The organism is Listeria sp. SHR_NRA_18 (assembly GCF_003856515.1).
Lineage (GTDB): Bacteria > Bacillota > Bacilli > Lactobacillales > Listeriaceae > Listeria_A > Listeria_A newyorkensis.
In genome coordinates, this window is the sequence record NZ_QPKR01000002.1 from 171,854 (window position 1) to 194,985 (window position 23,132).

The 23,132-nt window shown below is 43.1% G+C and carries 16 protein-coding genes; 4 read left to right on the forward strand and 12 right to left on the reverse strand.

Annotated features, from left to right (window positions below):
* Positions 1–373: 373 nt before the first annotated feature.
* On the forward strand, positions 374–7,396 hold the full coding sequence (locus tag DUK53_RS04935; RefSeq protein ID WP_161564221.1) for an immunoglobulin-like domain-containing protein: 7,023 nt from the start codon (positions 374–376) through the stop codon (positions 7,394–7,396).
* Between the two features lie 64 nt (positions 7,397–7,460).
* Here the strand turns inward: DUK53_RS04935 and DUK53_RS04940 are convergent, their stop codons facing one another.
* The 10 genes from DUK53_RS04940 to DUK53_RS04980 all read right to left on the reverse strand — a co-directional run bounded on the left by DUK53_RS04940 (position 7,461) and on the right by DUK53_RS04980 (position 19,064).
* A complete protein-coding gene (locus DUK53_RS04940) occupies positions 7,461–8,087 on the reverse strand; it encodes an NAD(P)H-binding protein (RefSeq protein ID WP_036094740.1) in 627 nt (208 codons plus the stop codon).
* A gap of 173 nt (positions 8,088–8,260) precedes the next feature.
* Complete coding sequence (locus DUK53_RS04945) at positions 8,261–10,657, reverse strand: immunoglobulin-like domain-containing protein (RefSeq protein WP_036132202.1); 2,397 nt, start codon at positions 10,655–10,657, stop codon at positions 8,261–8,263.
* Positions 10,658–10,813: 156 nt separating this feature from the next.
* Positions 10,814–10,939 carry an immunoglobulin-like domain-containing protein gene (locus DUK53_RS17985; RefSeq protein ID WP_368665712.1) on the reverse strand — a complete coding sequence of 42 codons (126 nt, stop codon included), beginning with the start codon at positions 10,937–10,939 and terminating at the stop codon, positions 10,814–10,816.
* A gap of 138 nt (positions 10,940–11,077) precedes the next feature.
* On the reverse strand, positions 11,078–14,968 hold the full coding sequence (locus DUK53_RS04950; RefSeq protein WP_036132204.1) for an immunoglobulin-like domain-containing protein: 3,891 nt from the start codon (positions 14,966–14,968) through the stop codon (positions 11,078–11,080).
* Positions 14,969–15,230: 262 nt separating this feature from the next.
* Entirely contained in the window at positions 15,231–15,899 is a 669-nt protein-coding gene (locus DUK53_RS04955; RefSeq protein ID WP_052164949.1) for a sugar transferase, read from the reverse strand.
* Positions 15,900–15,913: 14 nt separating this feature from the next.
* The gene (locus DUK53_RS04960; RefSeq protein ID WP_036132207.1) at positions 15,914–17,188 is read right to left on the reverse strand and encodes a nucleotide sugar dehydrogenase; all 1,275 of its coding nucleotides are present in this window, start codon (positions 17,186–17,188) and stop codon (positions 15,914–15,916) included.
* A gap of 20 nt (positions 17,189–17,208) precedes the next feature.
* Positions 17,209–17,667, reverse strand: a complete 459-nt coding sequence (locus DUK53_RS04965) for a DUF4352 domain-containing protein (protein WP_052164950.1) — start codon at positions 17,665–17,667, stop codon at positions 17,209–17,211.
* Positions 17,668–17,903: 236 nt separating this feature from the next.
* Positions 17,904–18,137 (reverse strand): type II toxin-antitoxin system RelB family antitoxin, encoded by a 234-nt coding sequence (gene relB / locus DUK53_RS04970; RefSeq protein WP_036094737.1) that lies wholly within the window; start codon positions 18,135–18,137, stop codon positions 17,904–17,906.
* A gap of 74 nt (positions 18,138–18,211) precedes the next feature.
* Positions 18,212–18,748 carry a DUF2812 domain-containing protein gene (locus DUK53_RS04975; RefSeq protein ID WP_036094736.1) on the reverse strand — a complete coding sequence of 179 codons (537 nt, stop codon included), beginning with the start codon at positions 18,746–18,748 and terminating at the stop codon, positions 18,212–18,214.
* Positions 18,729–19,064 carry a PadR family transcriptional regulator gene (locus tag DUK53_RS04980; RefSeq protein WP_036094735.1) on the reverse strand — a complete coding sequence of 112 codons (336 nt, stop codon included), beginning with the start codon at positions 19,062–19,064 and terminating at the stop codon, positions 18,729–18,731. Before DUK53_RS04980 ends, DUK53_RS04975 begins: the two co-directional genes overlap by 20 nt.
* Before the next feature lie 151 nt (positions 19,065–19,215).
* On the opposite strand from DUK53_RS04980, the gene DUK53_RS04985 reads away from it, so the two are divergent.
* From DUK53_RS04985 to DUK53_RS04995, 3 genes are read left to right on the forward strand one after another with little or no spacing between them, the layout of a single operon-like run.
* A complete protein-coding gene (locus tag DUK53_RS04985; protein WP_236637268.1) occupies positions 19,216–20,181 on the forward strand; it encodes an ABC transporter substrate-binding protein in 966 nt (321 codons plus the stop codon).
* Position 20,182: 1 nt separating this feature from the next.
* Entirely contained in the window at positions 20,183–21,169 is a 987-nt protein-coding gene (locus DUK53_RS04990; protein ID WP_036094734.1) for a FecCD family ABC transporter permease, read from the forward strand.
* A 26-nt stretch (positions 21,170–21,195) separates the two neighbouring features.
* The gene (locus DUK53_RS04995; protein WP_036094733.1) at positions 21,196–21,690 is read left to right on the forward strand and encodes a HugZ family pyridoxamine 5'-phosphate oxidase; all 495 of its coding nucleotides are present in this window, start codon (positions 21,196–21,198) and stop codon (positions 21,688–21,690) included.
* A 64-nt stretch (positions 21,691–21,754) separates the two neighbouring features.
* Here DUK53_RS04995 and DUK53_RS05000 read toward each other — a convergent pair whose 3' ends face one another.
* Together DUK53_RS05000 and DUK53_RS05005 are read right to left on the reverse strand one after the other, a co-directional pair.
* Entirely contained in the window at positions 21,755–22,009 is a 255-nt protein-coding gene (locus DUK53_RS05000) for an AbrB/MazE/SpoVT family DNA-binding domain-containing protein (RefSeq protein WP_036132209.1), read from the reverse strand.
* A gap of 76 nt (positions 22,010–22,085) precedes the next feature.
* Complete coding sequence (locus DUK53_RS05005; RefSeq protein WP_036132212.1) at positions 22,086–23,108, reverse strand: WxLIP family cell surface protein; 1,023 nt, start codon at positions 23,106–23,108, stop codon at positions 22,086–22,088.
* Between the last annotated feature and the right edge of the window lie 24 nt (positions 23,109–23,132).

Here is a 23,132-nt window from a genome sequence, read left to right on the forward strand (position 1 = left end):
CATTGATGTCTTTTCTGTGAACATCCCATTTTACGCAAAAAAAGTTACGCCCATTCTAATGACTTGAAACCCCAAACGCAGGTAAAATATAAGTAGGGATAAGAGCGAATAGCAAAGGCACTCCCATTTAAAAATAACTAGGAAAGTGGTGATTAACACGCATGTTTGAGTGCTATGAATCTAGCATTACCATGCGATTAGATATTTCTATAACATAATGAAAATCAATCTATCCGATATAGAAAAACACGGTTTAATTGTAAAATAATGGTTCGACACAAACAAAGAAAAAATGTTAACTATTCTAGAGAAAATAAGGAGGATATAACTGCCAGCCATAAAGAATTATGCATAAGTAGTTATGATTTTAAACATGAAAAAGAAAAGTAATTTTGGATTAAAAGTTTTATCGATGGCGATGATCGTCTCTCTCATGGTACCTAGTTCCATCGGGAATATCGTGACATTCGCAGAAACCCAAGCCATGACGCAATCTACAAACACTGTGAACGAGGAGCAAACATTTGCATTCGCCAAAGAATTTCCGATTCAAAAAAGTGCCGATGACGCCGAAGTTTCGAGTACGGCGGTGAACTTAACGAGTACCGGCCTTGATTTACACGGTTTAGCAGGCGCAACACAGGCCACGTATTTACGTTTTGCCGATGTAGCCTTACCAACAGACGCAAAAATCACAAAAGCTTACATCGCATTCACAGCTCGTGATGCATCCTCAGCCGCTCAATCCACGACCATTAATGTGGCAGGAGAACTTGGCACGCAAGCAGCATTTGCAAGCACTGTCGCATCCTTCACAAGCCGCACCTTCACAACCACCACGATGAGCATGAAAACCCCCGTTGTTGCCACAAATACCATTTTCAATACCGACGACGTTTCATCTATAGTGAAAGAAATGCGCGCGAATACTGCGGACATTAAAGATTACGTGTTCAAAGTAACTGGCAGTGGCGTAGGCTCATTCGTTATGCGTTCTTTCGACTCTAGCGCTCCAATGGCGCCAAAACTCATGATTGAATACACGTCTCCAACAGGCGAATACAACGCGAAAATCAGCAACACATCCGATGACGCAGAAGAATCAGGCACAGCTAAAACAATCGCCTTAAATGCTGAAATGAAAATCGGCGGTTACACAGCAGCAGCGCTAACTCCGGCAAATAAAAACCTATCCGCGTTCCGTTTTGCGAATGTAGACCTTCCAGAAAACGCGAAAATTGACGATGCCTATTTGGAATTCACAACAAAAGCTACCGTTGCCAACCAGACTTCCAACATGGCGATTGCGGCCGAATTAGGCAATCCAGCAACCTACGCAACTACCGCTGGAAACATCAGCAACCGTAACTACACAGCTTCTACCGTGACATACCAGCAACCATCTTTTGCAACCACCAAACAAGTTATCCGAACGCCTAATCTAAAAAGCATCATCGACGAAACACGCTTAATGGGTTGGACAAACGGAAACGCGCTCGCTTTTAAAGTCGACGGCGACAACTATATCGGCAGTATTTATCAAGGTGGAACCGATGCTGCCCTACAACCAAAGCTTGTTATTAAATATTCATACAGCGAAAAAGACGCGATTGGCGAAGAAGTTACCCAAGATCCCGCCAAAATAAAAAACCTATTTATAAACGAAGTTGCGAGCATGGGGACAGACGTTCAGACAGACGGCTGGATCGAAATTTTCAACAACAACGATGCTCCAGTATTTCTTTCAAAAGATGTTTTTATATCCGATGACGCCAATGCTTTAGGTAAATCTGAGCTCAGCAACATCTATATCCCAGCAAAAGGATACCGTGTCGTGAAGGCAAACGGTACGCAAAATAATGCGTCTACGAACTTCACGCTAGGCGACCGCGACACAACGCTTTATCTATCTACAAAATACGACGGCAGCTTCCACACGCTGGATACTTTTGCCGTGAAAAAAATGCCTTACAACGAAACATTAGGCCGTTTTAATGACGCCGACAAAAATCTCGTTTCCTATACAACTGGGACGTATGAAAGCTCGAACAATGGCGCGACTCCACTAGTAAACATCACGCCTAGCCAAACAACAGGAATGTACAAAGCCGGTTTCGACTTAACGCTAAAAACAGACAGCATCAACACGATCAAATACACGCTTGACGGCTCAACGCCTAGCGAAACAAACGGCACGACTTATACAGGCCCGATCAAAGTCGACAAAAATATGACAGTGAAGGCCTATGCCTATAACGCCAAACAAAATAGCGGTGTTCAAGCGTATGTGTATTCCATTCGTGATGATGCGGAAAACATTCCTTCAGCGAAAAAAGAATACCTTGTCAAAGCCGGTACAGATGATGCTTCAGTAAATGCTACATCTACCAATTTGACGGCTACATCACTCAATCTACACGGTCTTCTAAGAGCTGTGCCCGAATCTACATTTGTGCGTTTTGCAGATGTTTCTATCCCAGCCGATGCCGTGATTACAAAAGCTTACCTTACCTTCACGACACTAACAGCATCAAGCACACCAACGAATTTGTCAGTTGCAGGTCAAGTCGGAAATGGTGAGGCCTTCGCATCCACCGTTGCTTCCTTCACAAATCGCGCCCTGACAGAAACTACTGCGAAATCTACAACACCAGCAAAAGTAGCAGTCAACGATCTTGTGAACACAGGCGATTTGACAGAAGTTATCAATGAAATGCGCAGCTCCAACGCCGTACTGAAAGACCTTGTTTTCAAAGTAGATGGCGATAAAACTGGATCTTACGTTGCCCGTTCTTTTGAATCAAGTGCTACAATGGCGCCGAAATTAGTCCTAGAATATTACTCAGAAGACGGTGATTCTAGAGCTCAAGTGGCAACAGCAAACGACGACGCAGAGGAATACGGTACTGCAAAAACAATGAACCTCGGTGACAACCTAAGAATCGGCGGTTACTGGTCAGCTACCCTTACTCCCGCGTACAAAGACATCTCAGCATTCCGTTTTAACAATGTTAACCTCCCAGAATCAGCAGAAATTGAAGATGCTTATTTAGAATTCACAACATCCGCTTCAACCACTGCAAAAGTAAGCTCTAACATGGAGATCCGTAGCGAACTTGGCAATCCAGAAATATACAAAAGCACAGCTGGAAACATCACTTCCCGTTCTTACAGCAACATGGTCGTGAAGTATAGTCAACCAGCATTCACAGCAACTAACCAAATCGTTCGCACGGCCAATTTGAAAGATATCATCAACGAAAATCGCTTCAATGGCTGGAAAGACGGTCAATCCATGGCATTCCGCGTCGATGGTGATAATTACATCGGTAGTGTTTATCAAGGCGGCGGAGCCAACTCAGCCAGACTCATCATCAAATACAAAAACAATGCCAAAGGTCCAAGCATCGAAGGCGCCCTCACGACACCAGACAAAATCAAAAACGTCTTCATCAACGAACTATCATCAGAAGGCACCACAAGCTCTAAAGACGCCTGGGTCGAGCTTTACAACGACAATGATGTCCCGGTTGTTTTAGGCAAGGGTATGTACCTGACCGATAAAACAAAAACACTCGACAAATTCGAGTTTTCCAACCTTGTTATTCCGGCCAAAGGTTTCCGCGTGCTGTATTCAGATAAAGCGCCCGAAATTGGAAATAATCACCTAAGCTTCGAAATCGGTGGTAGCGGCGACGTTGTTTTATCCGCAAAAATCGGTTCTGAATTCAAAACGGTCGACTCGATCAAGTATACGAAACAAGCGTACAACCAAACATTCGGGCGCCAAACAGACGCAAGCAAAACATTAACGCTATTCAGCAATGAAACGTTTGGCACGTCCAACAACAGCGGTCAAACAAACTACGCCGTCCAATTCAGCAAAGATCGCGGCATGTATGACACTGGTTTTGACTTAACAATGACTTCAAAAGCCGGCATTACACTAAAATATACACTCGACGGCAGCGAACCAAGCGCGACAAAAGGTACGGTTTACACTGGCCCAATCAAAATCAGCAAAACAACCGTTGTTAAAGTCTACGGCTATGACGCAACTGGTAACACTGGCGTCCTTTCCAACACGTACGTTCTGCGCGATAACTACAAAAACGAAGTCACATCAGGCTATCAATGGCAGTTCAAAAACAACATTACAAGCGATGAATACGCACAAGCCATCGATGATTTTCCAATCGTTTCCGTAACTGGGGCAGCAGCAGATTTAGTGGCTGATCCTTACACACCAGGAACATTTGAGTATCTAGATTCACACATGGGTAGCGGCGGAACCAACTATTTCAACTACTCCGGCGCAAAAAAATTCGGCCAAGCAAGTGTTGGACAGTACAACTCCGGCGTAGCAGTGAAATTCCACCGTGACTACAACGCGAAAAAAGCAAAATACAACTTCTTTGACGCAACACCAGGCGAAACTTTCCCAGTCGTAGGTAAATTCAGTAAGTTAGAATTAAAAGAAGGTCAAGATGGTCCGCAAAACGACGTCTATAACCTAGGCTACAACCGTTACGACGAAACCGTTACAAACACATTGGCACAACAAATGAATAAAATTTCCCTGCACACAAAATATGTACACTACTACTACAACGGGAAATATATGGGCGTAAAAACAATGCGCGAAGACTTTGGTCAAAACATGTTTGAAGAATACTTCGGCGACAGCGATGATAACTACACGAAAATCCGCTTCCAAGATGGGTATTTTATTCCCGGTATCGTAGAAGCTGGCGAAGGTGACGCGAACATTTTAACAAAAGTAAAAGCCGTCGCAACAGCGAAAAACTTCCAAGAATTCAAAAACTATGTCGATGTAGAAGATTTAATCAAAACACAAATTCTCTTCATGTTTATTGATACCGAACAAGAAGTAGATGCCGTCGTTTCCAATGATATTTTAAACGGTAATGGTGTTAAGATGAAATTCAATATCAATGATACAGACGGTGCTTTCTACAATAACGGCGGCACTGGGACAAGCTCTTCTGTCTTTGCAGGTGGCGGCGGAACGTATCGCTACAAATGGGCAGACGCTAACTCAAGAAAAGGCGCCGGCATCCTGTTCGGTAATTTTTCAGGAGATAGTACCACTGTCCCAACAGCCGGAAACCTCGAGTTCAAAACACTTGTAAAAGACCAAGTACTAAAACAAATCGGTCCAGCAAACGGTGACTTCGCAGGTGCAGACGGTGCTCCATTATCTGTCGCAAACGTGAGACAACTCATTCTGGATAACCAAAAAGAAATCGATGCAGCATACAAACTTGACGCAGCATTCATGGGCGCTAGAACGACTATCTACAAAGATTGGTTAACAACACAAGTCAAAGTTCAAGCCCAAGTCCCAGACCGTGTGAAATACAACCTAGAAATGTGGACAAAATACGGCATGGCGCACACATTGCAAAACGTTAGCATCATCCCAAGCGGATCCGGCGTCGTTTTAAACAACCCGAATGCCAACACAGACGTTTACTACACAACAGACGGCACCGATCCGATGGGAGCAGACGGCGTTGTATCAAGCAAAGCAACGAAATATACAGCAGGAACTGTTTTGCCAAAAACGACATCACTTACTGTCCGTGCGTTCACAACAAACAACTGGGGACCAACAGCAAATAATGCCCTAGAAGCAGCAGATGCACAAAAAGACGCAGCAGCAGCGAAAACTGTCTCAGAATTATTCACAAATAACAGCCCAGATTCAGGCTCCATCAAACCAGCTACAGACCAACTAGCCATTGACGCAGCCAAAAAAGCAGTAGACACTGTAAAAGATCCAATTTTAAAAGCAGAACTACAAGCACAGCTAGCTAAAGCCAAATTTTTATTAGACAACAAAACATCGGGAACTATCACTGCAAATGCCTTTACATTTGGCGTGGACAACTACGTGAAAGGAACGTATACTGGCGACGTCGCTAAAATAGGGCTAGAAATCAACAATGTGCCACAACAAATCATTCCCGTCAGCAGTTCGCCATACCAGTATTACGCAAAAGACAAAATCAAAGCAGCTACAGACCAAGTTTCCGTGATTGCTTATGACAAAAACGGTAACGAGCTACAAAAAACGAAGGTAAACGTGCAAATGTCAACAACCGTTAAAATGACACCAAACTTCTTCTATATCGGTAAAGACAACTATGTAACCGGGCAATTTACTGGTGATCTTGCGAGAATCAGTTTGACAGTCAACGGTGTGGAAGGTACGAAAGTCGGTGTTGTTGCATCAGACCTTAAGTACTATGCAAAAAATCTTATTCTCAAATTAACAGATGACGTTAAAATTACTGGTTATGACACGAACGGCAAAGTCTTAGACACAAAATCAGTTATCGTCACGAAAGAACTTACAACAGGAACCTTCCCTTCTCTAAATCCATTCAAGCTTGGTAAAGAAAATTATGTAACCGGCCAAGTCTCTGGTGACATTACGAAAATTAGTTTGACAGTTAATGGTGTAGAAGGTACGAAAATTCCAGCTACGACGCCAGACTTCAAGTACTACGCAAGCAACATTATTTCGAACCTAAAGGACGTGGTTAAGATCACTGGTTACGACAATACCGGCAAAGTCTTAGACACAAAAACGATTTCAGTTACTACTGATGCAACAGCTGGAAAAATTACTTCGATAAACACATTCACACCTGGCAAAGAAAACTACGTGACTGGTCAAGTTTCTGGTGACGTTACGAGAGTTAGTTTGACAGTCAATGGCGTGGAAGGTACAAAAGTTGGCGTCACTGCTCCAGATTTCAAGTATTACGCTAACAACATCATTCGCAGTGCAAAGGATACTGCTACAATGACAGCATATGACAGCACCGGAAAAGTACTCGACACCAAGCCCGTCACAATCACAGGAGCAATCGACACCCTAAACACGTTCACTATCGGCAAAGATAACTATATAACAGGCACATACATTGGCGATATTAAAAAAATCGAGCTACAAGTCAATGGCGTTACACTACAACGAGTTGGCACGACAGATGGTATCATCAAATATTACGCAAAAACAAACATTACAAAAGCCACAGATAGCGTAAAAATAGTGGCCTTTAATACAGCAGGCGAAGAAGTTACCAGCAGAGTGCTCTCCATCGCATCAGCCAGCGGAAGCGTCACGGTAAACCCATTCACAATCGGAGCTGACAACTACGTAAAAGGGGAATATACAGGCGATGTAGTGAGAATACGCCTAACAGTAAACAACGTGCAACAAGCGACTGTTCAAGTTCTCCCAGCCGGTCAATTCCAGTACTATGCGAAAAGTTTAATCACAAGTAAGAATGATAAAGTTGTCCTGACCGCGTATAATGCGACGAACGAGATTCTTCAGGAAACTAATGTTATTGTAAACTAAATCAACGAAAGAGCCCTCTAGATTCCATAATCAGGGGGCTCTTAATACATATTAAACGCTAATCTCATTCAGCGGCAGAGATAATAACACCTTTTTTACTATAAAGCTCAGGTCGAAGCAATAAATACACCAGTCCTAGCGCTAAACTATAAATACTAATCGGCTCACCTTCCACCGTTTCATCCTCGTCCTGCAGAATCACTTTTGCGATGCTGTTATCGTATTTAAAGAAATGAGGCATCAACAGCGTGTAATCGAGGCTACTATCTTCAATGATCTGCGCGCCCAGCTTCTGATTCGCCACATACGTCCGCTCCATCTCCTCATCAAAGCCAAACGTCTTCGCAAGTGCAATGTTCTCCTCCGTCACTTCGTCCTGTCTAATTTGAAACTGCGTCGTCCAAAAAAGCCTTGTCACATCCAGCTTCTCCATCGTCTCCACTAGCGGTTTCGCGAAAGTCTCCACATGAAACGGACCAAGCGTTGAGAAAACTACATCCTGTCCACGAAGCGCATCTTCCAAATCTTCTGGATTCGTCGCATCACCAAAAATCACTTTTGTCGTCGAAGCTACCTCGATATTCTCTTTTTCCCGTCCAAACAACGTCAAATTGACATTCGGCAGCGGCTCTAAAAGTTGGTAAACCGCCTTTCCAAGATGCCCAAATGCGCCTAAAATTATGATATTCATTTCAAGTTCCTCCATTCGTTGTAAGTAGAAATGAATTGTGTAATTAATCACAAAAAATCTCTATATGCCTCATCATAAACAAGTTCTGCCATTATGTCAAAATTTGTTTCCCTTCTAAACTCAGAAGCAGAGCAACAGCCCCGCTTCATGGGGTCATTACTCTGCCTCGAATATTATTTTGCTGTCACTTCCACTACCTTCTTATCTAACTCTTTACCTTTCGCATCAAATGCTTGAATCGTGACTTCATCGTCTACGGATTTAATTTTGTCCAATGCGTAGAATTTGAATGTGCCGTCTTCATTAAACGTTCCGCCTTTGTATGCTGTGCCGTTCACTGTTACGATGACTGATTTTACATCCTTTTCGAATTTTCCTGTGATGTTGCTGCTTTTCAGTTTGTAGGCGTCCGGGTTGATTGTTCCTGTTGTTGGGGTCGTGGATTTAATGGTTACGCTTGTTGTGTCTAATAATTTTCCAGTGTGGTCATAGGCGTTGATCACGACTTCATCTGTTTCTTTCAAAATTTTGTCTTGTGAGTAGAATTGGAAGTTTCCATCGGCTACTGTTCCGCCTTTGTAAAGCGTTCCGTTCACAGTTACTTCTATTTTCGTTACGCTTCCTGTATACGTTCCCGTGATATATTTATCGCCTGGAATCGTCATCTCGACTGGTGTTACTGTGCCTTTTGTCGTGCTGACGAATGTTACTTTTTCTTGTGCGAGTTCTTTGCCGTTCTTATCGTACGCTACCATGAAGATCGCTTGGTTTTCGTTGATCTTCTTGTCCGCTACGTAAAAACTGAATTCGCCGTTTTTGAGCGTCGCATTCTTGATTTCAACGCCATCTTGAAGCATTGCGATACGGGCTACATCACCAGAGTAGGTTCCAGTTACATACTTATCGAGACCAATCTCAAAATCATTTGTTGTAATAGTTCCTGTTGTTTGTTTCGCGTCTAGTTGGGATTGGGCTTTGTCTAAATCCTTCTGTAAATCTGCGTTTTTGTCCGGGTCGGTTACTTGGTCGATTAGTTTTTGAGCGTCATCGATTTCTGTTTGGGTTAAGTCCTCTTTGATGTTGCCGTTTGGATCTTTGTTCTCGAACAGGTTGTCGACGGCTTCGCGAGCCTTGTTTTGAGCTAGTTCTTCGGTCACATCGATGATTTGAATACCTTCAATCGCAAATTCTTGCCAGTTAGCGCTCTGATTTGAGGCCATGCGGTTTCCGATGGTTGTTTCTGTGGATTTCGCGGTAAATGTGATTTCGACTTTTTCTTGCGTTGCATTTGTGAAGGATTTCGTCGTGATGAGGCCTGCGCTACCTGCATAGACGTCTTTGCCATCGAATACGGTTACTTTGCCCTCACCTGTGTAATTCGCGACCAGCTTGTACTGACGATTCGAAGCGGTTTTCAAGGGTTGACCGATGACCAATGTGTTGTCTGCTTTGATGTATCCGCCTATTTCACCTGGCTTGGAGCCATTTTTAAGCTTGATGTTCTCGTTTGTTGTGAGCGCGTTGTTATCGGTATCTTGCGTTTTCGTTAGTTCAAGGCTGGTCATTGCATTCGAAATCGCGACATTGTTTCTATATAGATTCCACCCTGCGACGGAAGAACTTGATGCTGAAAAATTGAACGCTGGGTTTTCCGTGATATTCATGAGTTCCCGTTGGATGGCGTTGTATTGATTGCCTGCTTCTGCTGATGCTGCGTCATATAATGCAACTTGAGCTTTATACAACATGGCTTGAAGTTCGGCTTTCTCGTCTGCATCGGTGACTTCATTGATGAGTGATTGCGCATTATCGATTTCTGATTGCGTTAGACCTGAGATGATGTTACCGTCTGGATTTTGGTTTTCAAACAAGTTCGTTACTGCTTCGCGGGCTTTGTCTTGGGCTTGTTGTTCGGTTACGTCGATGACCTGAATGTCCGCTAGTCCAAATTCTTGCCAGTTTTCGCTAAGATCTGAAATAGCTCGATTCCCGATGGATGTCTTGGCAGATTTCGCGGTGAATGTTACTTCGACTTGTTCTGCATCTGAATTTTTGAATGATTTTGCGCTTAAAAGTCCGGCGCTTCCTGCATACGCCTTGTCTCCGTCGTACACGGTTATCCTCCCGTTACCGGTATAATTGGCTACTAATTTATATTCGTGATTTGGAATTGTTGTTAGCGTTTGGCCGATGATGAAAGTGTTGTCGCCTTTAATATATCCTTGTAGTTCGCCTGATTTCGAGTCACTTCTCAGCTTCATATTTTCGTTATTCGTGCTTATATTGTTATCTGCATCAAGCTGTGGTACTAACCTCAGGCCTGTCATTGCATTCGATATCGCTACATTATTTCGATATAAATCCCAGCTGTTGATTGAGGTTTTCGATGCATTAAAGTTAAAAGTTGGGTTTTCGATGATGTTCTTTAATACTTGTTCGGCGAAAGTGCTTTGTGGGGCTACTACATTTACTGGTGCATCTTCAGCAGCCATTACTGTGAATGGGGACATGATTGTCGAACCTACAATACTCGTTGTTGCTAAAACAGTCATTACTTTTTTCTTTAACATAGATTTCTCTCCTTCAAGTGGTTATTTTTTAGGCTTTGTTTTTTGTAATCCCTTGCCTTACTTATACTTTAACAGGCGGAACCGCAAATACAGCTGTTTTATTATATTTTTTAAAAAATATAAATTTTTTTAAAAAACGGCAAAAAATAGCAGCTGTTATGATACTTTAACGAATGCTTGAATCATTATAATAGCGTCAGTCGAGGTGATTTTGTCGAAGGTGTAGAATTTGAATTCGCCGTCCGCGTTGAATGTACCACCTCGGTAGACTTTTCCCTTTATTGTTACTTAGATTTTTGCGACATTATATTAGCATATTTTTATCTTTAGTAAAAATTATGTAACAATATCCAATATACTTTACAATCAAAAAAGAGCGGCAACCCTAAATTTCTAGGTTACCGCTCAACGCCTAACTAATTATTTTGCTGCTACTGTTACTGTTTTTGTATCTAATACGTTACCGTCTTTGTCTAGTGCTTTAATAGTAACTGTATCTGTTGTGGATTTGATTTTGTCGAAAGCGTAGAATTTGAATTCGCCGTCTGTGAATGTTCCGCCTTTATACGTTGTTTCGCCTACTGTTACTTGTACTGATTTTACTTCACCTGAGTAAGTTCCTGTGATGTTTTTATCGCCAAGTGTGAATGCGTTCAGCGTGATTGCGCCTTTATTTGCATTCTCGCCTGCTGGTGCTACAAGTTTCACTGTTTTCGTATCTAGGACTTTACCGGCTTTATCGAAGGCTTGCATCGTTACTTTGCTGCTCGCGCTTGTGATTTTGTCGAAAGCGTAGAACTTGAATTCGCCGTCTACAAAAGTACCTCCTTTATACTCGACGCCGTCTACTGTTACAACTACATGATGTACGTCATCTGTATACGTTCCTGTGATGTTTTTGTCGCCTGGTACTAACATGTCGTTCACTGTGATGGTACCTTTTGTTACAACTGGTACGCCTGTTACTACTTTTAGTGTTTTCGTGTCTAGCAGTTTACCTACTGAATCGTATGCGTGGATAGTTACGGTATCTGTTGCGTTCTTGATTTTGTCAAAAGCATAGAATGTGAACGTGCCGTTTGCTACTGTTCCGCCTTTGTACACTTTATCGCCAACTGTTACAGTTACTTTAGCTACGTCTTCCGTGTACGCTCCTGTGATGTTTTTGTCTGATGCTAGGTTGTATGTTGCTGGTGTGATTTTACCTGCTGTTACGACTACGAATTTCACTTTTGTTCTTTCTAGTTCTTTACCGTATTTGTCGTATGCTACTGCGAATACTGTGTCTGTTTTCTTGATGTTTTTGTCGTTTGCGTAGAATGTGAAGGTGCCATCTGCTTTGACTGCTCCGCCAGTGTATTCTTTGTCGTTTACAAGTAGGGAGATTTTAGCTACGCTGCCTGTGAATGTTCCTGTTACATACTTGTCGCCACCGATTAGGAATTCAGCTGGTGTGATTGTTCCGACTGTTGATGAACGCATGTCTAATAGTTGTTGCGCTTGGTCTAGATCTCTTTGTAATTGTGCTTTTACTGCCGGATCTGTTACTGTGTCGATGATTTTTTGTGCTGCATCAATAGATGGTTGGATTGTTGGGTCTTTGATTTCGTTTGATGCTGGTGTATCGTTCGTGAATAATTCGTTTACTGCTTTACGTGCTGCTTCTTGGCGTGCTTTCTCTGCATTTTTAGCATCTAAAAGTTCTTGCGCACGGTCTAGATCTTTTTGTAGTTGTGCTTTTATTGTTGGGTCTGTTACTGCGTCTACTAATTTTTGTGCTGCGTCAATTTTAGCTTGCGTTGTTGATCCTTTGATTGCGTCTGTTGATGGGTTGTTGCTGTTGAACAATTCATTTACTGCTTTTTGTGCTGCTTCTTGACGGGCTTTCTCTGCTGCTTCTGCTGCATTACGAGCGTCTAGTAATTCTTGCGCACGGTCTAGATCTTTTTGTAGTTCAGCTTTTACTTCTGGATCTGTTACTACGTTCACTAATTTTTGTGCTGCATTGATTGAAGCTTGTGTTGTTGTATCTTTGATTGTATCCGTTGATGGCTTGTCGTTAGTGAATAACTCGTCTACTGCTTTTTTCGCTGCTGCTTGACGTTCTTGCTCTGATGATGCTGCTGCGTTACGTGCATCTAGTAATTCCTGGGCGCGGTCTAGATCTTTTTGTAATTGTGCTTTCACTTCTGGATCTGTTACTGCGTCTACTAATTTTTGTGCTGCGTCAATGGCATCTTGGTTCGTGATGTCTTTAATTGCGTCTGTTGATGGCTTGTCGCTGTTGAATAGTTCGTTTACTGCTTTTAGAGCTGCTTCTTGACGTGCTTTTTCTGCTGCTAATTCTGCGTTACGTGCATCTAGCAATTCTTGGGCACGGTCTAGATCTTTTTGTAATTGTGCTTTTACTGTTGGATCTGTTACTGCATCTACTAATTTTTGTGCGGCATCGATTGCATCTTGGTTCGTGATGTCTTTAATTGCGTCTGTTGATGGTTTGTCGCTGTTGAATAGTTCGTTTACTGCTTTTAGAGCTGCTTCTTGACGTGCTTTTTCTGCTGCATTTGCTGCGTTACGCTCGTTCAACAATTCTTGGGCACGATCTAAGTCTTTTTGTAGTGCTGCTTTTACTGTTGGGTCTACTACTAAATCGATTAATCCTTGTGCGTCGTCAATAGAAGCTTGTGTTGTTGTGTCTTTGATTTTGTCTGTTGATGGTTGATCGCTCGTGAATAATTCGTTTACTGCTTTTTGTGCTGCTGCTTGACGCTCTTTATCTGTACTTGCTGCATTACGCTCATTTAAAAGTTCTTGTGCGCGGTCTAGATCTTTTTGTAATGCTGTTTTTTCTACTGTATCTGTTACTGCGTCTACTAATTTTTGTGCTGCGTCAATTTTTGCTTGTGTTGTTGTATCTTTGATTGCGTCTGTTGCTGGGTCGTTGTTAGTGAAAAGTTCGTTTACTGCTTTTTGTGCAATCTCAACTGTTCCTGTTGTTGTAATACGTTTTGCGTCTGCTAATACGAATTTAGTTTGGATGTCGCCAGTAGATGACTGTGCGCCTACTTGAACGATTCCAGCTTGTGCAGATGCTTGAACAACTTGGAATGTTGCATCTTGCCATGATAAGTCTGGTGTTTCTGTTTTGTTTGTTGGTTTAAATACGCCGATTTCTGATAAGCCTTTGAAGTTAATGGTTGTTTTGCCTGCTGCTGAGAATACGCGGTTAGTGCTTGTTCCGTTTGCATCTAAGTCTAATTTACGTGGATCATTGATGTTGATCACTGCGTTTGCTACTGTTGTACGGAAGATGTGCGCTGCTGCTGGTGCTCCTGCTGCTTGTTTCGCTACTAAGCTTGCGTTTGGATTTATAGTTAAAGTTTGCGCTACGTTCATTAGTGCCGCAGCTGATACGTCTGTACGATTAATTGTTGTTGTAGAGCTAGTATCGAATGTTACGTTAGCCATTGCATATGGGAATAACTCACGAAGCGTGTTAAGGTTGAATGTTGCACTTTTACCCACTACAAAGTTTGCTGTGTTAGCTGGAGCATATAAAAGTTCTCCACCATTTGCTGCGATATCTACTTTTGAACCATCTTTAATGATGAAGTACGGGTTCGTGCCGTATAAAGCGAAAGCATATGTTCCTGTTGTATTATGCTCACCGATAAATTCACCGTCAATGGTAACTCCGCCTGCTTGAACAAGCTCATTTAGCGTACCTAATTTGTCAACGCCTTGTCCGTTTACAATTTTATTTTTCCCTGTGAAGTTTACAAATCCATTAATATTATAAACAAATTGTGGACCAACATAATCGATGTTTTCAAAATTTTGTACTACACCTTTGACACCATCGTATACTGTGAATGGTGAGTAGTAATGGGAACCACGAATCGTTAGGTTTTTGATATTCATTGTTTGCATAGCCGAGCCAGTGTAAGCAAAGATTGTCATGTTAGCTCCGTTGATAGATGCTTTGCTCTCTGTTAAGGTGTGCCCGTTACCGTTAATTGTGAGTGTTGTTTTCTTATTGTGAATCTGAATTCCTGCTGTCATCGTGATGTCTGCTGTTAATTCTATATTTGTAATGCCATTATCTTCTTCAATGATTCGTTTTAATGTCGCAAAATCGCCTACTTGTGTTGGTGCTTCTGTTGTTCCAATTTCGGATCCTTCTGCTGCTGCACTCGTTGTTGGATATACTGTTAACATTTGTGATAAAACTGTTACTGTTGCTAGTGTTGCGAATAGAGCTTTTTTCACCTTTTTAGTAGGTAATACGTTGAATGGAATTTGATTTTTCATGTTTTATTGTTTCTCCTTTTGTTATGAGAGTCTGTCTCATAACTTGAATTTTTTGGGGTATTATTATTAAGAATCTTTATGAGGGAATTTGTTACGAGGAATGGATAATTGTTTGTTTTCTTATTGGGTCGTGCTGCTTCGTTTCACATTGTTCCCACCTCCTAATTTGTTGGCCTACGTATACTTTATCAAGATTTTTCCCTAAAACAGGGATTTTCCAGAAACTTATTTTTGAAAATCAACTTTTTAGACACGCGGTTTTTTACATGCCGTTTCCTTTGCTTGTGAATTCCTTGAAAGTGAGTAGTAGAATCTTGATGTTGAAGAGGATCGATCTTTTTTCGATGTATGCTAAATCGAGGTCAATCATTTCGTTAAAAGTCAGGTTGTTTCTGCCGCTGACTTGCCACAAACCGGTACATCCTGGTGTTACGAGGAGACGCTTTTTTTCGTGGTTTGTGTAGTTCGCATATTCTGTCATCAGTGGTGGGCGTGGTCCAACGAAGGACATGTCGCCTTTTAAAATATTGATGAATTGGGGGAATTCGTCGAGACTCGTTTTGCGAATCCATTTGCCGACGCGGGTGATGCGGGGATCGTCTTTCATTTTGAACATGTGGCCGTCCATTTCATTCTGGGTCTGGAGTTTGGCGAGTTGTGCTTCTGCATCGACGTACATCGAGCGGAATTTATACATATAGAAGAGTTCGCCGTCTTTTCCGACGCGCTTTTGTTTGAAGAAAATCGGGGCTTTCCAGTTTTCGAATTTGATGGTGATGGCAATTGCGAGGAGGATTGGGAGGGAAATGAGGAGGGCAAAGACGGCGGCGATGATGTCGAAGATGCGCCATACTTTGTCGTGCAGTGGTTTTTCGTGGGTTTCTCGGGCTGTTCTGGCCTGTTCTCGGAAATTGTAATAGGTCTTTTCCATGGGCTTTCACGTCCTTAATTGAATTGGTATTGTGCCACGTCCTTGGTGATCTCATGCAGGTTGCCGTAATTGGCGTAGACGACTTGTTCACCGACGTTTTGAACCATATTTTTCGTGTCAAAAACGATGGCTGAGCGCATTTTATCTGTGTAAGTGGTTGGAATCGTGCGGAATTCGTCATGATCGCTTAAAACAACGATGAGCGAGCTATCTTCACATGCTTCTTCACCTGTTAGTGGCGCGGATACAACATGGGGGTCGAAACTTTTTACGTCAAAACCTTCTTTTGTGAGCATTTCTTTGATTTCCATCGCCGGGCTTTCACGGATGTCATCAATGTTACCTTTATAGGTCAAACCAAATAGCGTCACTGTGTTTCCGTCGCGTTGTTCCATGATTTGCTTCACGTTTTCTACGACATATTCTGGCATACTGTTGTTTACTTTACGGGCTGTTTGCATAAGTGGGGATTGTTCAGGGGCTGCTGCAATAACGAAGTATGGATCTACGGCTAAACAGTGTCCGCCAACGCCGGGGCCGGGTTGGTGCAAGTTGACACGGGGGTGTTTATTCGCCATTTCGATCACACGTAGAGCGTCAATTTCGAGGTAATTACTGATTTTTGCAAGTTCGTTAGCGAGTGCGATATTGAGGTCACGGTACGTATTTTCCATCAATTTGCTGAGTTCTGCTTCGCCGGCTTGTGCTTTGATGATCTCGCCTTCAACAAATTCGCCGTATACTGCTGCTGCTTTTTCTGTACATTGCTCGGTGATTCCGCCGATGATACGCGGGTTATGGATTAGTTCGTGCATGATGTTTCCTGGTAAAACTCGTTCTGGGCAGTGTGCTAAGAAGATGTCTTGCCCGACGGTGAATCCTTGTTTTTCAATAAGCGGTTGTACGACGTCTGCCATCGTTCTTGGCGCAATCGTTGACTCGACGATAATCGTGTCGTTTTCCTTCAAAAGTGGTGCGATGCTTCCTAGCGCTGACTCAACATACGCTGTGTCACATGATTTATACTCGTCGTTTTTGTTAGGCGTTGGTACTGCGATGATATAGGCTTCTGCGCTGACTGGTGTTGTACTAGCGTGAAAATTATTTAAGGCCAAAGCGTCTTGCAAGTCTGCCTCGAGTCCGGGTTCTTCAATGTGAATTCGTCCAGCGTTTAAGTTGTCCGTCATGACTGGGGATAAATCCACACCTGTCACTTTATTGCCGTACTTCGCAAACAAAATCGCGGTTGGTAATCCAATATATCCAAGTCCTACTACTGTAATTTTCATTGTTTTGCATTCCGCCTTTCTTATTTTTCAGGGAGTGTAATTGTCCATGTCGCTTCTTGATCTGCCTTGCCGACTGCCGGTTGATAAATGACCGTCACGTCCTGCTTGCCTGCCGGTACTTCGTAGTAACCAGAACCTCGAAGCGTCTTTCCTGCTGCAATCGCGTCACCGAAGTTGTTGGCGTGCATTCCGTAGACACTGTGCTTCTTGCCGTTCTCCGTCTTCACAACGAAATCTCCTGCTCCAGCGCCTGCTTCGTCTGATCCTACATTCAAGACTTCAAAATCGATTTTTGCGAGTTGTTTTTTATCATTCTTACTATTTAAAGTTTCGACATGCGTCACTGTTATTTCTAAATCATTGGCCGTTCTGGTTTTCCCGATATCGTTCGCACCTGCTGTAGTACCACATGCTGCGACGACCGCTACCAATGTCAAGCTTAAAATAAATAATGCAATCCAGCTTTTACTTTTCTTCATAAAAAACTTCCTCTCTTATTTGCGATTATTTTTTTGTGTTGCGATTTAATATACTCATAGCTTACCATCCCGAAATCCAAAAACAGGGATTTTCCAGAAAATTGATTTGGATTTTCAGTTTGTAGGACAGAGGAGGGTTATGGAGTACGGGTGTATCCAAAGAAAAACCCCTATCTCACGCCCGAGACAGGGGTTTTTCTTTGATAATATTTCATTGTAGGACTTAATCTAGTCGCTCATTCACCGTTACCTAATCCATACTCTGATATAGTTTCAGACAAAGGACATGATTCAGGCTTCTTTAGATATTCTTCATATGCGCAATCAGCCACGCGAGCATCATATTCGTCTTCTAATGATTCAAGTGTTGTTGTTTTCAGTAAGTCAGATAAACTCTTTCCTTTAAGCTTTGCCATTTCATCTAAAAACTGCTTTTCTACATCTGAAACGTGAACTGTTATTGTAGCCATGCATAATCCTCCTTATTGATATTAGCTCAAAATGCGTTGGCTTTGACTAAGGAGATCGAGAAACATAGCGAGCGCTAACTTCTGAGCTTGATTTTTCGTGTTATTCTGATGTACATTTTACCGTAGAGGACGATGAGAAATAGCGCCACTGCAAACGTGAAAATACTTCCAATCAGATACACTGAGGCAAGTAAGGTGGCGATTCCCACGACGATTAGCATCAAGATCGCACTCCCACCAAACCAGGTCCACCGCGAACGGATTGTTTTCCAAAGCACTACCATCGAGGCGTCATCTGTGAAAATGGCTTCTTTCGGCGCGCCTTCCTTCACCGCTTTCCTGAAATACATCCACTTGCCGCTCAAAATTGGATACGCATACACGTGCTCCCAACCTGCGTCCTCAAACAACGCCAAATACTCCTCTTCATCGCCAGCTTCTTCCTTATAATCAATGCAATAAGTGTATTCGGCTGGCTCGCCTTGTTCAAAATGATATCGTAATGAAGCATACTTACTGAAAAACCACCCCTGATTCGCCATTTCTTCCAAAAACGCCTCTTCCTTCTCCACATTATCCACCGTAATAAATTTAAATACCTTCTTCGTCATGTTGGCTCGCCTCCCTAGAATTCGTGTATAGTTCCTCAATGCGTGATTTTTCCATTCCAAGAACTTGTTTTCCTAGTTCCGTAATTTGATAGATTTTCCGATTTTTCTCTTCTTGAATGATCGCGACTAGTTGGTCTTTTTTCATTTTCGATAGGCTGCCGTAAATGGTTCCTGGACCTAGAACAATGCGGTTTTTCGTCATTTTTTTGACATTATCTGTGATCGCATAACCGTGCCTTGGTTGCATTAAAGATAGCAAAATGTAAAAGGCGGTCTCTGTCATCGGGACGTAGGTTTTTATTAGTTTTTCATCCATAAATATATCACACCTCGATGTATTTGATAATCACAATATATCACGGCTCGATATAATTTGCAAGCTTGCCAAACAAAACCAAATTTGGTATACTCCAATTAATTGATAATGATTATCACTATCAATTAAGATTAAAGGGGGTCTCCATGAGATGATGAAGAAATTAGTTTTTAGTATCGTAACCGTATCGGCTTTAGCGCTAGCTGGTTGCGGCGGAACAGATAAAGCCACGAAGGCGGAAGTCAAAACATCCGGACACGGCAACACGACACCGGTGAAATCCAAAACCGAAGCAGCGCAAATCAAGATGCTTGCCGCACAATTTCCAACTGAACCTGCCAAAAATGTCGTCGCAACTTCTGTTTCCGTGACCGAAATGCTTGATATAGTAGGAATCACGCCCGTCGGTATTCCGAGCACCACGCACAAACTTCCAGACAATTTTACAGCTATTCCAAAAATCGGTTCTGCGGTTGAGCCTGACGTTGAAAAAATCGCGAGCCTGAATCCGGATTTAGTCATTGGTTCCGAGTCCATCAAGGATAGCATCGACAAGAAAATCAGCCAAATCAATCTAAAAGGCGCTTACTTGCCGACCGATTCCTACCCTGATTTAAAAATATCGCTGGAGGTTCTTGGCACCGCGTTCGATAAAGAAAATGCCGCTACTACATACCTCACCAAATTGCAAAAAGACGAAGACAAAATCGTCACCTCAATTCCAGATAAAGCTGCGCCAAAAGTAATGATTTTATTCGGAACTGGCAGCTCGTTCATGCTGATGAATGACACAACTTACGTCGGCAGCCTTGTGAAAACGGTGAAAGCGAAAAACATCGTCACCGAAACGATGAAAACGAAAGAATCCTATGTACCGCTAAATATGGAAGATGTCACGGCCGCAAACCCTGACGCGATCCTGCTCGTATCGCACGGAGATGCCAATGCCGCCTTGACGCAATTCAAAGCAGATGTGAAGAAAAACGGCGCTTGGGAAAAATTAAATGCCTTCAAAAACGATAAAGTTCAAGCGCTCGATTATGATATTTTCGGCTATGCATCCCTTGCCAACGCAACAACTGGCCTGGAACAGCTGAAAGACATTCTCTACAAATAAGATGGAACGTCAACAAAAAAGCTGGTTTATCATTGGGACGACATCCATTTTACTTGTGGTTTCGATGATTGTCGCGGTTGGCGTCGGAAGTATTCACATCGCTCCGATAGAAAGCGTCCGTACTTTATTTGGCGAAGGCGCCGAGTTATCCCAAACGATTTTATGGAATTTGCGGATTCCGCGTGTCCTCATCGCCGTCATTGTCGGTACAAATCTCGCCGTATCAGGAGCCTTTTTGCAAGCTGTGATGCGCAATCCACTGGCCGATCCTGGTTTAACCGGAGTTTCCAGCGGAGCCGCCGTCACCGTTTTGGCCATCGTACTCCTTTTCCCGAACTTTGGCAGTTTTGCACCGCTTGCCGGCATGATTGGCGGGCTCGTCGCGGTCGTGATTGTCTACGCGCTCGCTTGGAAAAATGGCAAAATTTCGCCGATGCGCATCATCCTGTCTGGCGTCGCTGTCAACGCGATTATGGGCGGAATCATCGGCCTGCTCTCGATTCTGTATAGCGACCGATTACCCGCCGTCGTGCAATGGATGAACGGAAGCCTTGCCGCAAAAGGAATGGGTGACGTCGAACTGCTCCTTCCCTACTCGATAATTGGCTGGATTTTTGCGATTCTCTTCATTCGAAAAGCCAATATCTTAAGTCTCGGCGACGATATCGCTGTAAATCTTGGTGAAAAAATGAATCAGACACGCATTATGCTGTCGATTATCGCGGTGTACCTAGCGGCAATCTCGGTTTCCGTCGTCGGACTACTCGGCTTCGTTGGTCTCGTTGTGCCACACATGGCGCGCTTCCTAGTCGGCTCGAATTATTGGCGCCTCATCCCGATGAGCATGGTTCTCGGCGCCCTCGTTTTACTCGCAGCAGATACGATCGGCCGGTCCCTTTTTGCACCGCTCGACATACCCGCCGGAATCATTATGGCCATCGTTGGCGCGCCGTACTTCCTCTATTTAATGCGCACAGGAGACATCTAATTTTAGCATGGAAGGTTGGATAAAATATGGTAGCAACAATCAATATTGACAAAGTAAAATCGCGCTATGATGCATTTGTCGCGAGTCGAAAAACAATCGTGATTAGCTCAAACGACGCGGACGGAAATCCGTTCATTAGCTACGCGCCTTTCGTTGCGCATGAAGGCAAACTCTACATCTACATCAGCGCGATTGCCGAGCATTACGATTTTATCGAGCAAAGCAAAACGATTCAGATTATGATGATTGCCGATGAACAAGACACGAAAAACCTCTTCGCACGCGAGCGACTTTATCTGAAATGCACCGCTGAAAATATCGGCAATGACGATTTGGAAATGATTTTCGAAAAAATGACAGCGATTCATGGCGCCCAACTGATTCAATTACTGCGCACCATCGACATGTCGATTTTCGAGCTGACACCAAAAGACGGCCGCTATGTGATTGGCTTTGGACAAGCATTTACCGTGGATTTCGCAGCGGAGAAGCTGGAGCATATTGTGGTCGAGAAGAAATAGGTTGCAAAAAAGGATACTGCACACATCAAACTCGTGTGTGCAGTATCCTTTTCGGTTGCCTATACTATATAAGTTCTTCACCTATGCTGCCTCGAATAATCTCCGAGTCACTCATGTGCGATCCTGTATAGTTTTCAAACAATTTTTCTAATCTATTAACTGAATTTCTAGGTTTTAAAATTATTTCGTTTCTTCTTGAAATAACATCGAATTTCACATCCTCAAAATCCCATAAGCCAGCTTGTTTCAGTGTTTCTTTTGGAAGAATAACTCCATAGTTGTCTTCCCATTTTTTTAATTTAGTCGTTCTAGCTGCCATACTCATACCTCCGAATTCTGCTCCCTATACGCAGTATATACGTATTTTGAGGAACACGCAATTCCGGACAGTATGATTATTCCTCATCCTTCTTCCTCGTTCGCCGTCCTAACCAGAACACTAATCCAAGCACCAACAACCCTAACAAAACACTGCCCGCAACGTACCACATCGTGTAATCCTTCTCGAGCCCCACCGCCTTATCATTGAAATCCGCCGCGGCATCTGCTTTTATCTCAAACGGCTCGTCCCATTTCCAAGTGTGATCCCCAGACGTCGCCACCATTTTCAGACGATATTTGCCCGGTTTGAACGCCTGATTATTCCAACTAATCCCAAAATCAAAATTAGAATTCGGAGCCATGCGCAGCGCACTTTGTTTTGTCGTGTAAAGCGCCTCGCCGTCACCATCCTTATATACTTGCGCATCCACATCCAAACTTTGCAGAATCACGGGTTTGATATTCTGTAGATTAACCTTCAAAACGTTGCGGTAGTTGACCTGATCCGGCTTAATTCGGTTCAATTTCATATCAGGATTCACCGCGACATCATTCTCAGAAAGAATCACGCCAATCACGTAGGCATATTTATTCTTAATCTGCACGCCCTCTCCCGACTCGGTTTTATCCCCATTATCCTTCTCAGAAAAATGAAGTCCGCCCAAAATAAAGCCATCAAAAGGATCGCGCGGCATCGTCACTTTCACCTTCACCGTCCTGCTCCCATTCGCCGGAACTGTGATTTCATCAGGCATTTCCGCAATTTTAGAAAAAGGTGCTTGGAGCGTATTATCGAATTTCGGCGCCTTATTACTGTAATCAACAATGCCATTATCGTTCGTCACCGCCGTATTTGCGTTGGTTTCCACCGTCACCGGATGCGCCAAACCATTGGTCAGCACAACTTCCAGCTCCTGCACTTGCCCCGGTTTCATCCGCAACTCAAAATAGGTTTTTGACTTATCAATCTGATTTTCCGGAATAACCGCCGACACCGAAAAATTCATTTCCGCAGCTTTCGATATTTCTGTATGTATAAAAATCCCGCTGATAAGCACGCCAATCACGGCTAGTGCTGCTACTAGTTTTTTGATCATTTTCCAGCCTCCTCGAGAAAAATA

What these genes read in the sequence shown, in the direction of transcription:
- DUK53_RS04990 (WP_036094734.1), top strand. Translation starts at nt 20,183, where the DNA reads ATGGAACGTCAACAAAAAAGCTGGTTTATCATTGGGACGACATCCATT.
- DUK53_RS04950 (WP_036132204.1), bottom strand. Translation starts at nt 14,968, where the DNA reads ATGAAAAATCAAATTCCATTCAACGTATTACCTACTAAAAAGGTGAAA.
- DUK53_RS05005 (WP_036132212.1), bottom strand. Translation starts at nt 23,108, where the DNA reads ATGATCAAAAAACTAGTAGCAGCACTAGCCGTGATTGGCGTGCTTATC.
- DUK53_RS04955 (WP_052164949.1), bottom strand. Translation starts at nt 15,899, where the DNA reads ATGGAAAAGACCTATTACAATTTCCGAGAACAGGCCAGAACAGCCCGA.
- DUK53_RS04960 (WP_036132207.1), bottom strand. Translation starts at nt 17,188, where the DNA reads ATGAAAATTACAGTAGTAGGACTTGGATATATTGGATTACCAACCGCG.
- DUK53_RS04995 (WP_036094733.1), top strand. Translation starts at nt 21,196, where the DNA reads ATGGTAGCAACAATCAATATTGACAAAGTAAAATCGCGCTATGATGCA.
- relB (WP_036094737.1), bottom strand. Translation starts at nt 18,137, where the DNA reads ATGGCTACAATAACAGTTCACGTTTCAGATGTAGAAAAGCAGTTTTTA.
- DUK53_RS04945 (WP_036132202.1), bottom strand. Translation starts at nt 10,657, where the DNA reads ATGTTAAAGAAAAAAGTAATGACTGTTTTAGCAACAACGAGTATTGTA.
- DUK53_RS05000 (WP_036132209.1), bottom strand. Translation starts at nt 22,009, where the DNA reads ATGGCAGCTAGAACGACTAAATTAAAAAAATGGGAAGACAACTATGGA.
- DUK53_RS04940 (WP_036094740.1), bottom strand. Translation starts at nt 8,087, where the DNA reads ATGAATATCATAATTTTAGGCGCATTTGGGCATCTTGGAAAGGCGGTT.
- DUK53_RS04935 (WP_161564221.1), top strand. Translation starts at nt 374, where the DNA reads ATGAAAAAGAAAAGTAATTTTGGATTAAAAGTTTTATCGATGGCGATG.
- DUK53_RS04975 (WP_036094736.1), bottom strand. Translation starts at nt 18,748, where the DNA reads ATGACGAAGAAGGTATTTAAATTTATTACGGTGGATAATGTGGAGAAG.
- DUK53_RS04980 (WP_036094735.1), bottom strand. Translation starts at nt 19,064, where the DNA reads ATGGATGAAAAACTAATAAAAACCTACGTCCCGATGACAGAGACCGCC.
- DUK53_RS04965 (WP_052164950.1), bottom strand. Translation starts at nt 17,667, where the DNA reads ATGAAGAAAAGTAAAAGCTGGATTGCATTATTTATTTTAAGCTTGACA.
- DUK53_RS04985 (WP_236637268.1), top strand. Translation starts at nt 19,216, where the DNA reads ATGATGAAGAAATTAGTTTTTAGTATCGTAACCGTATCGGCTTTAGCG.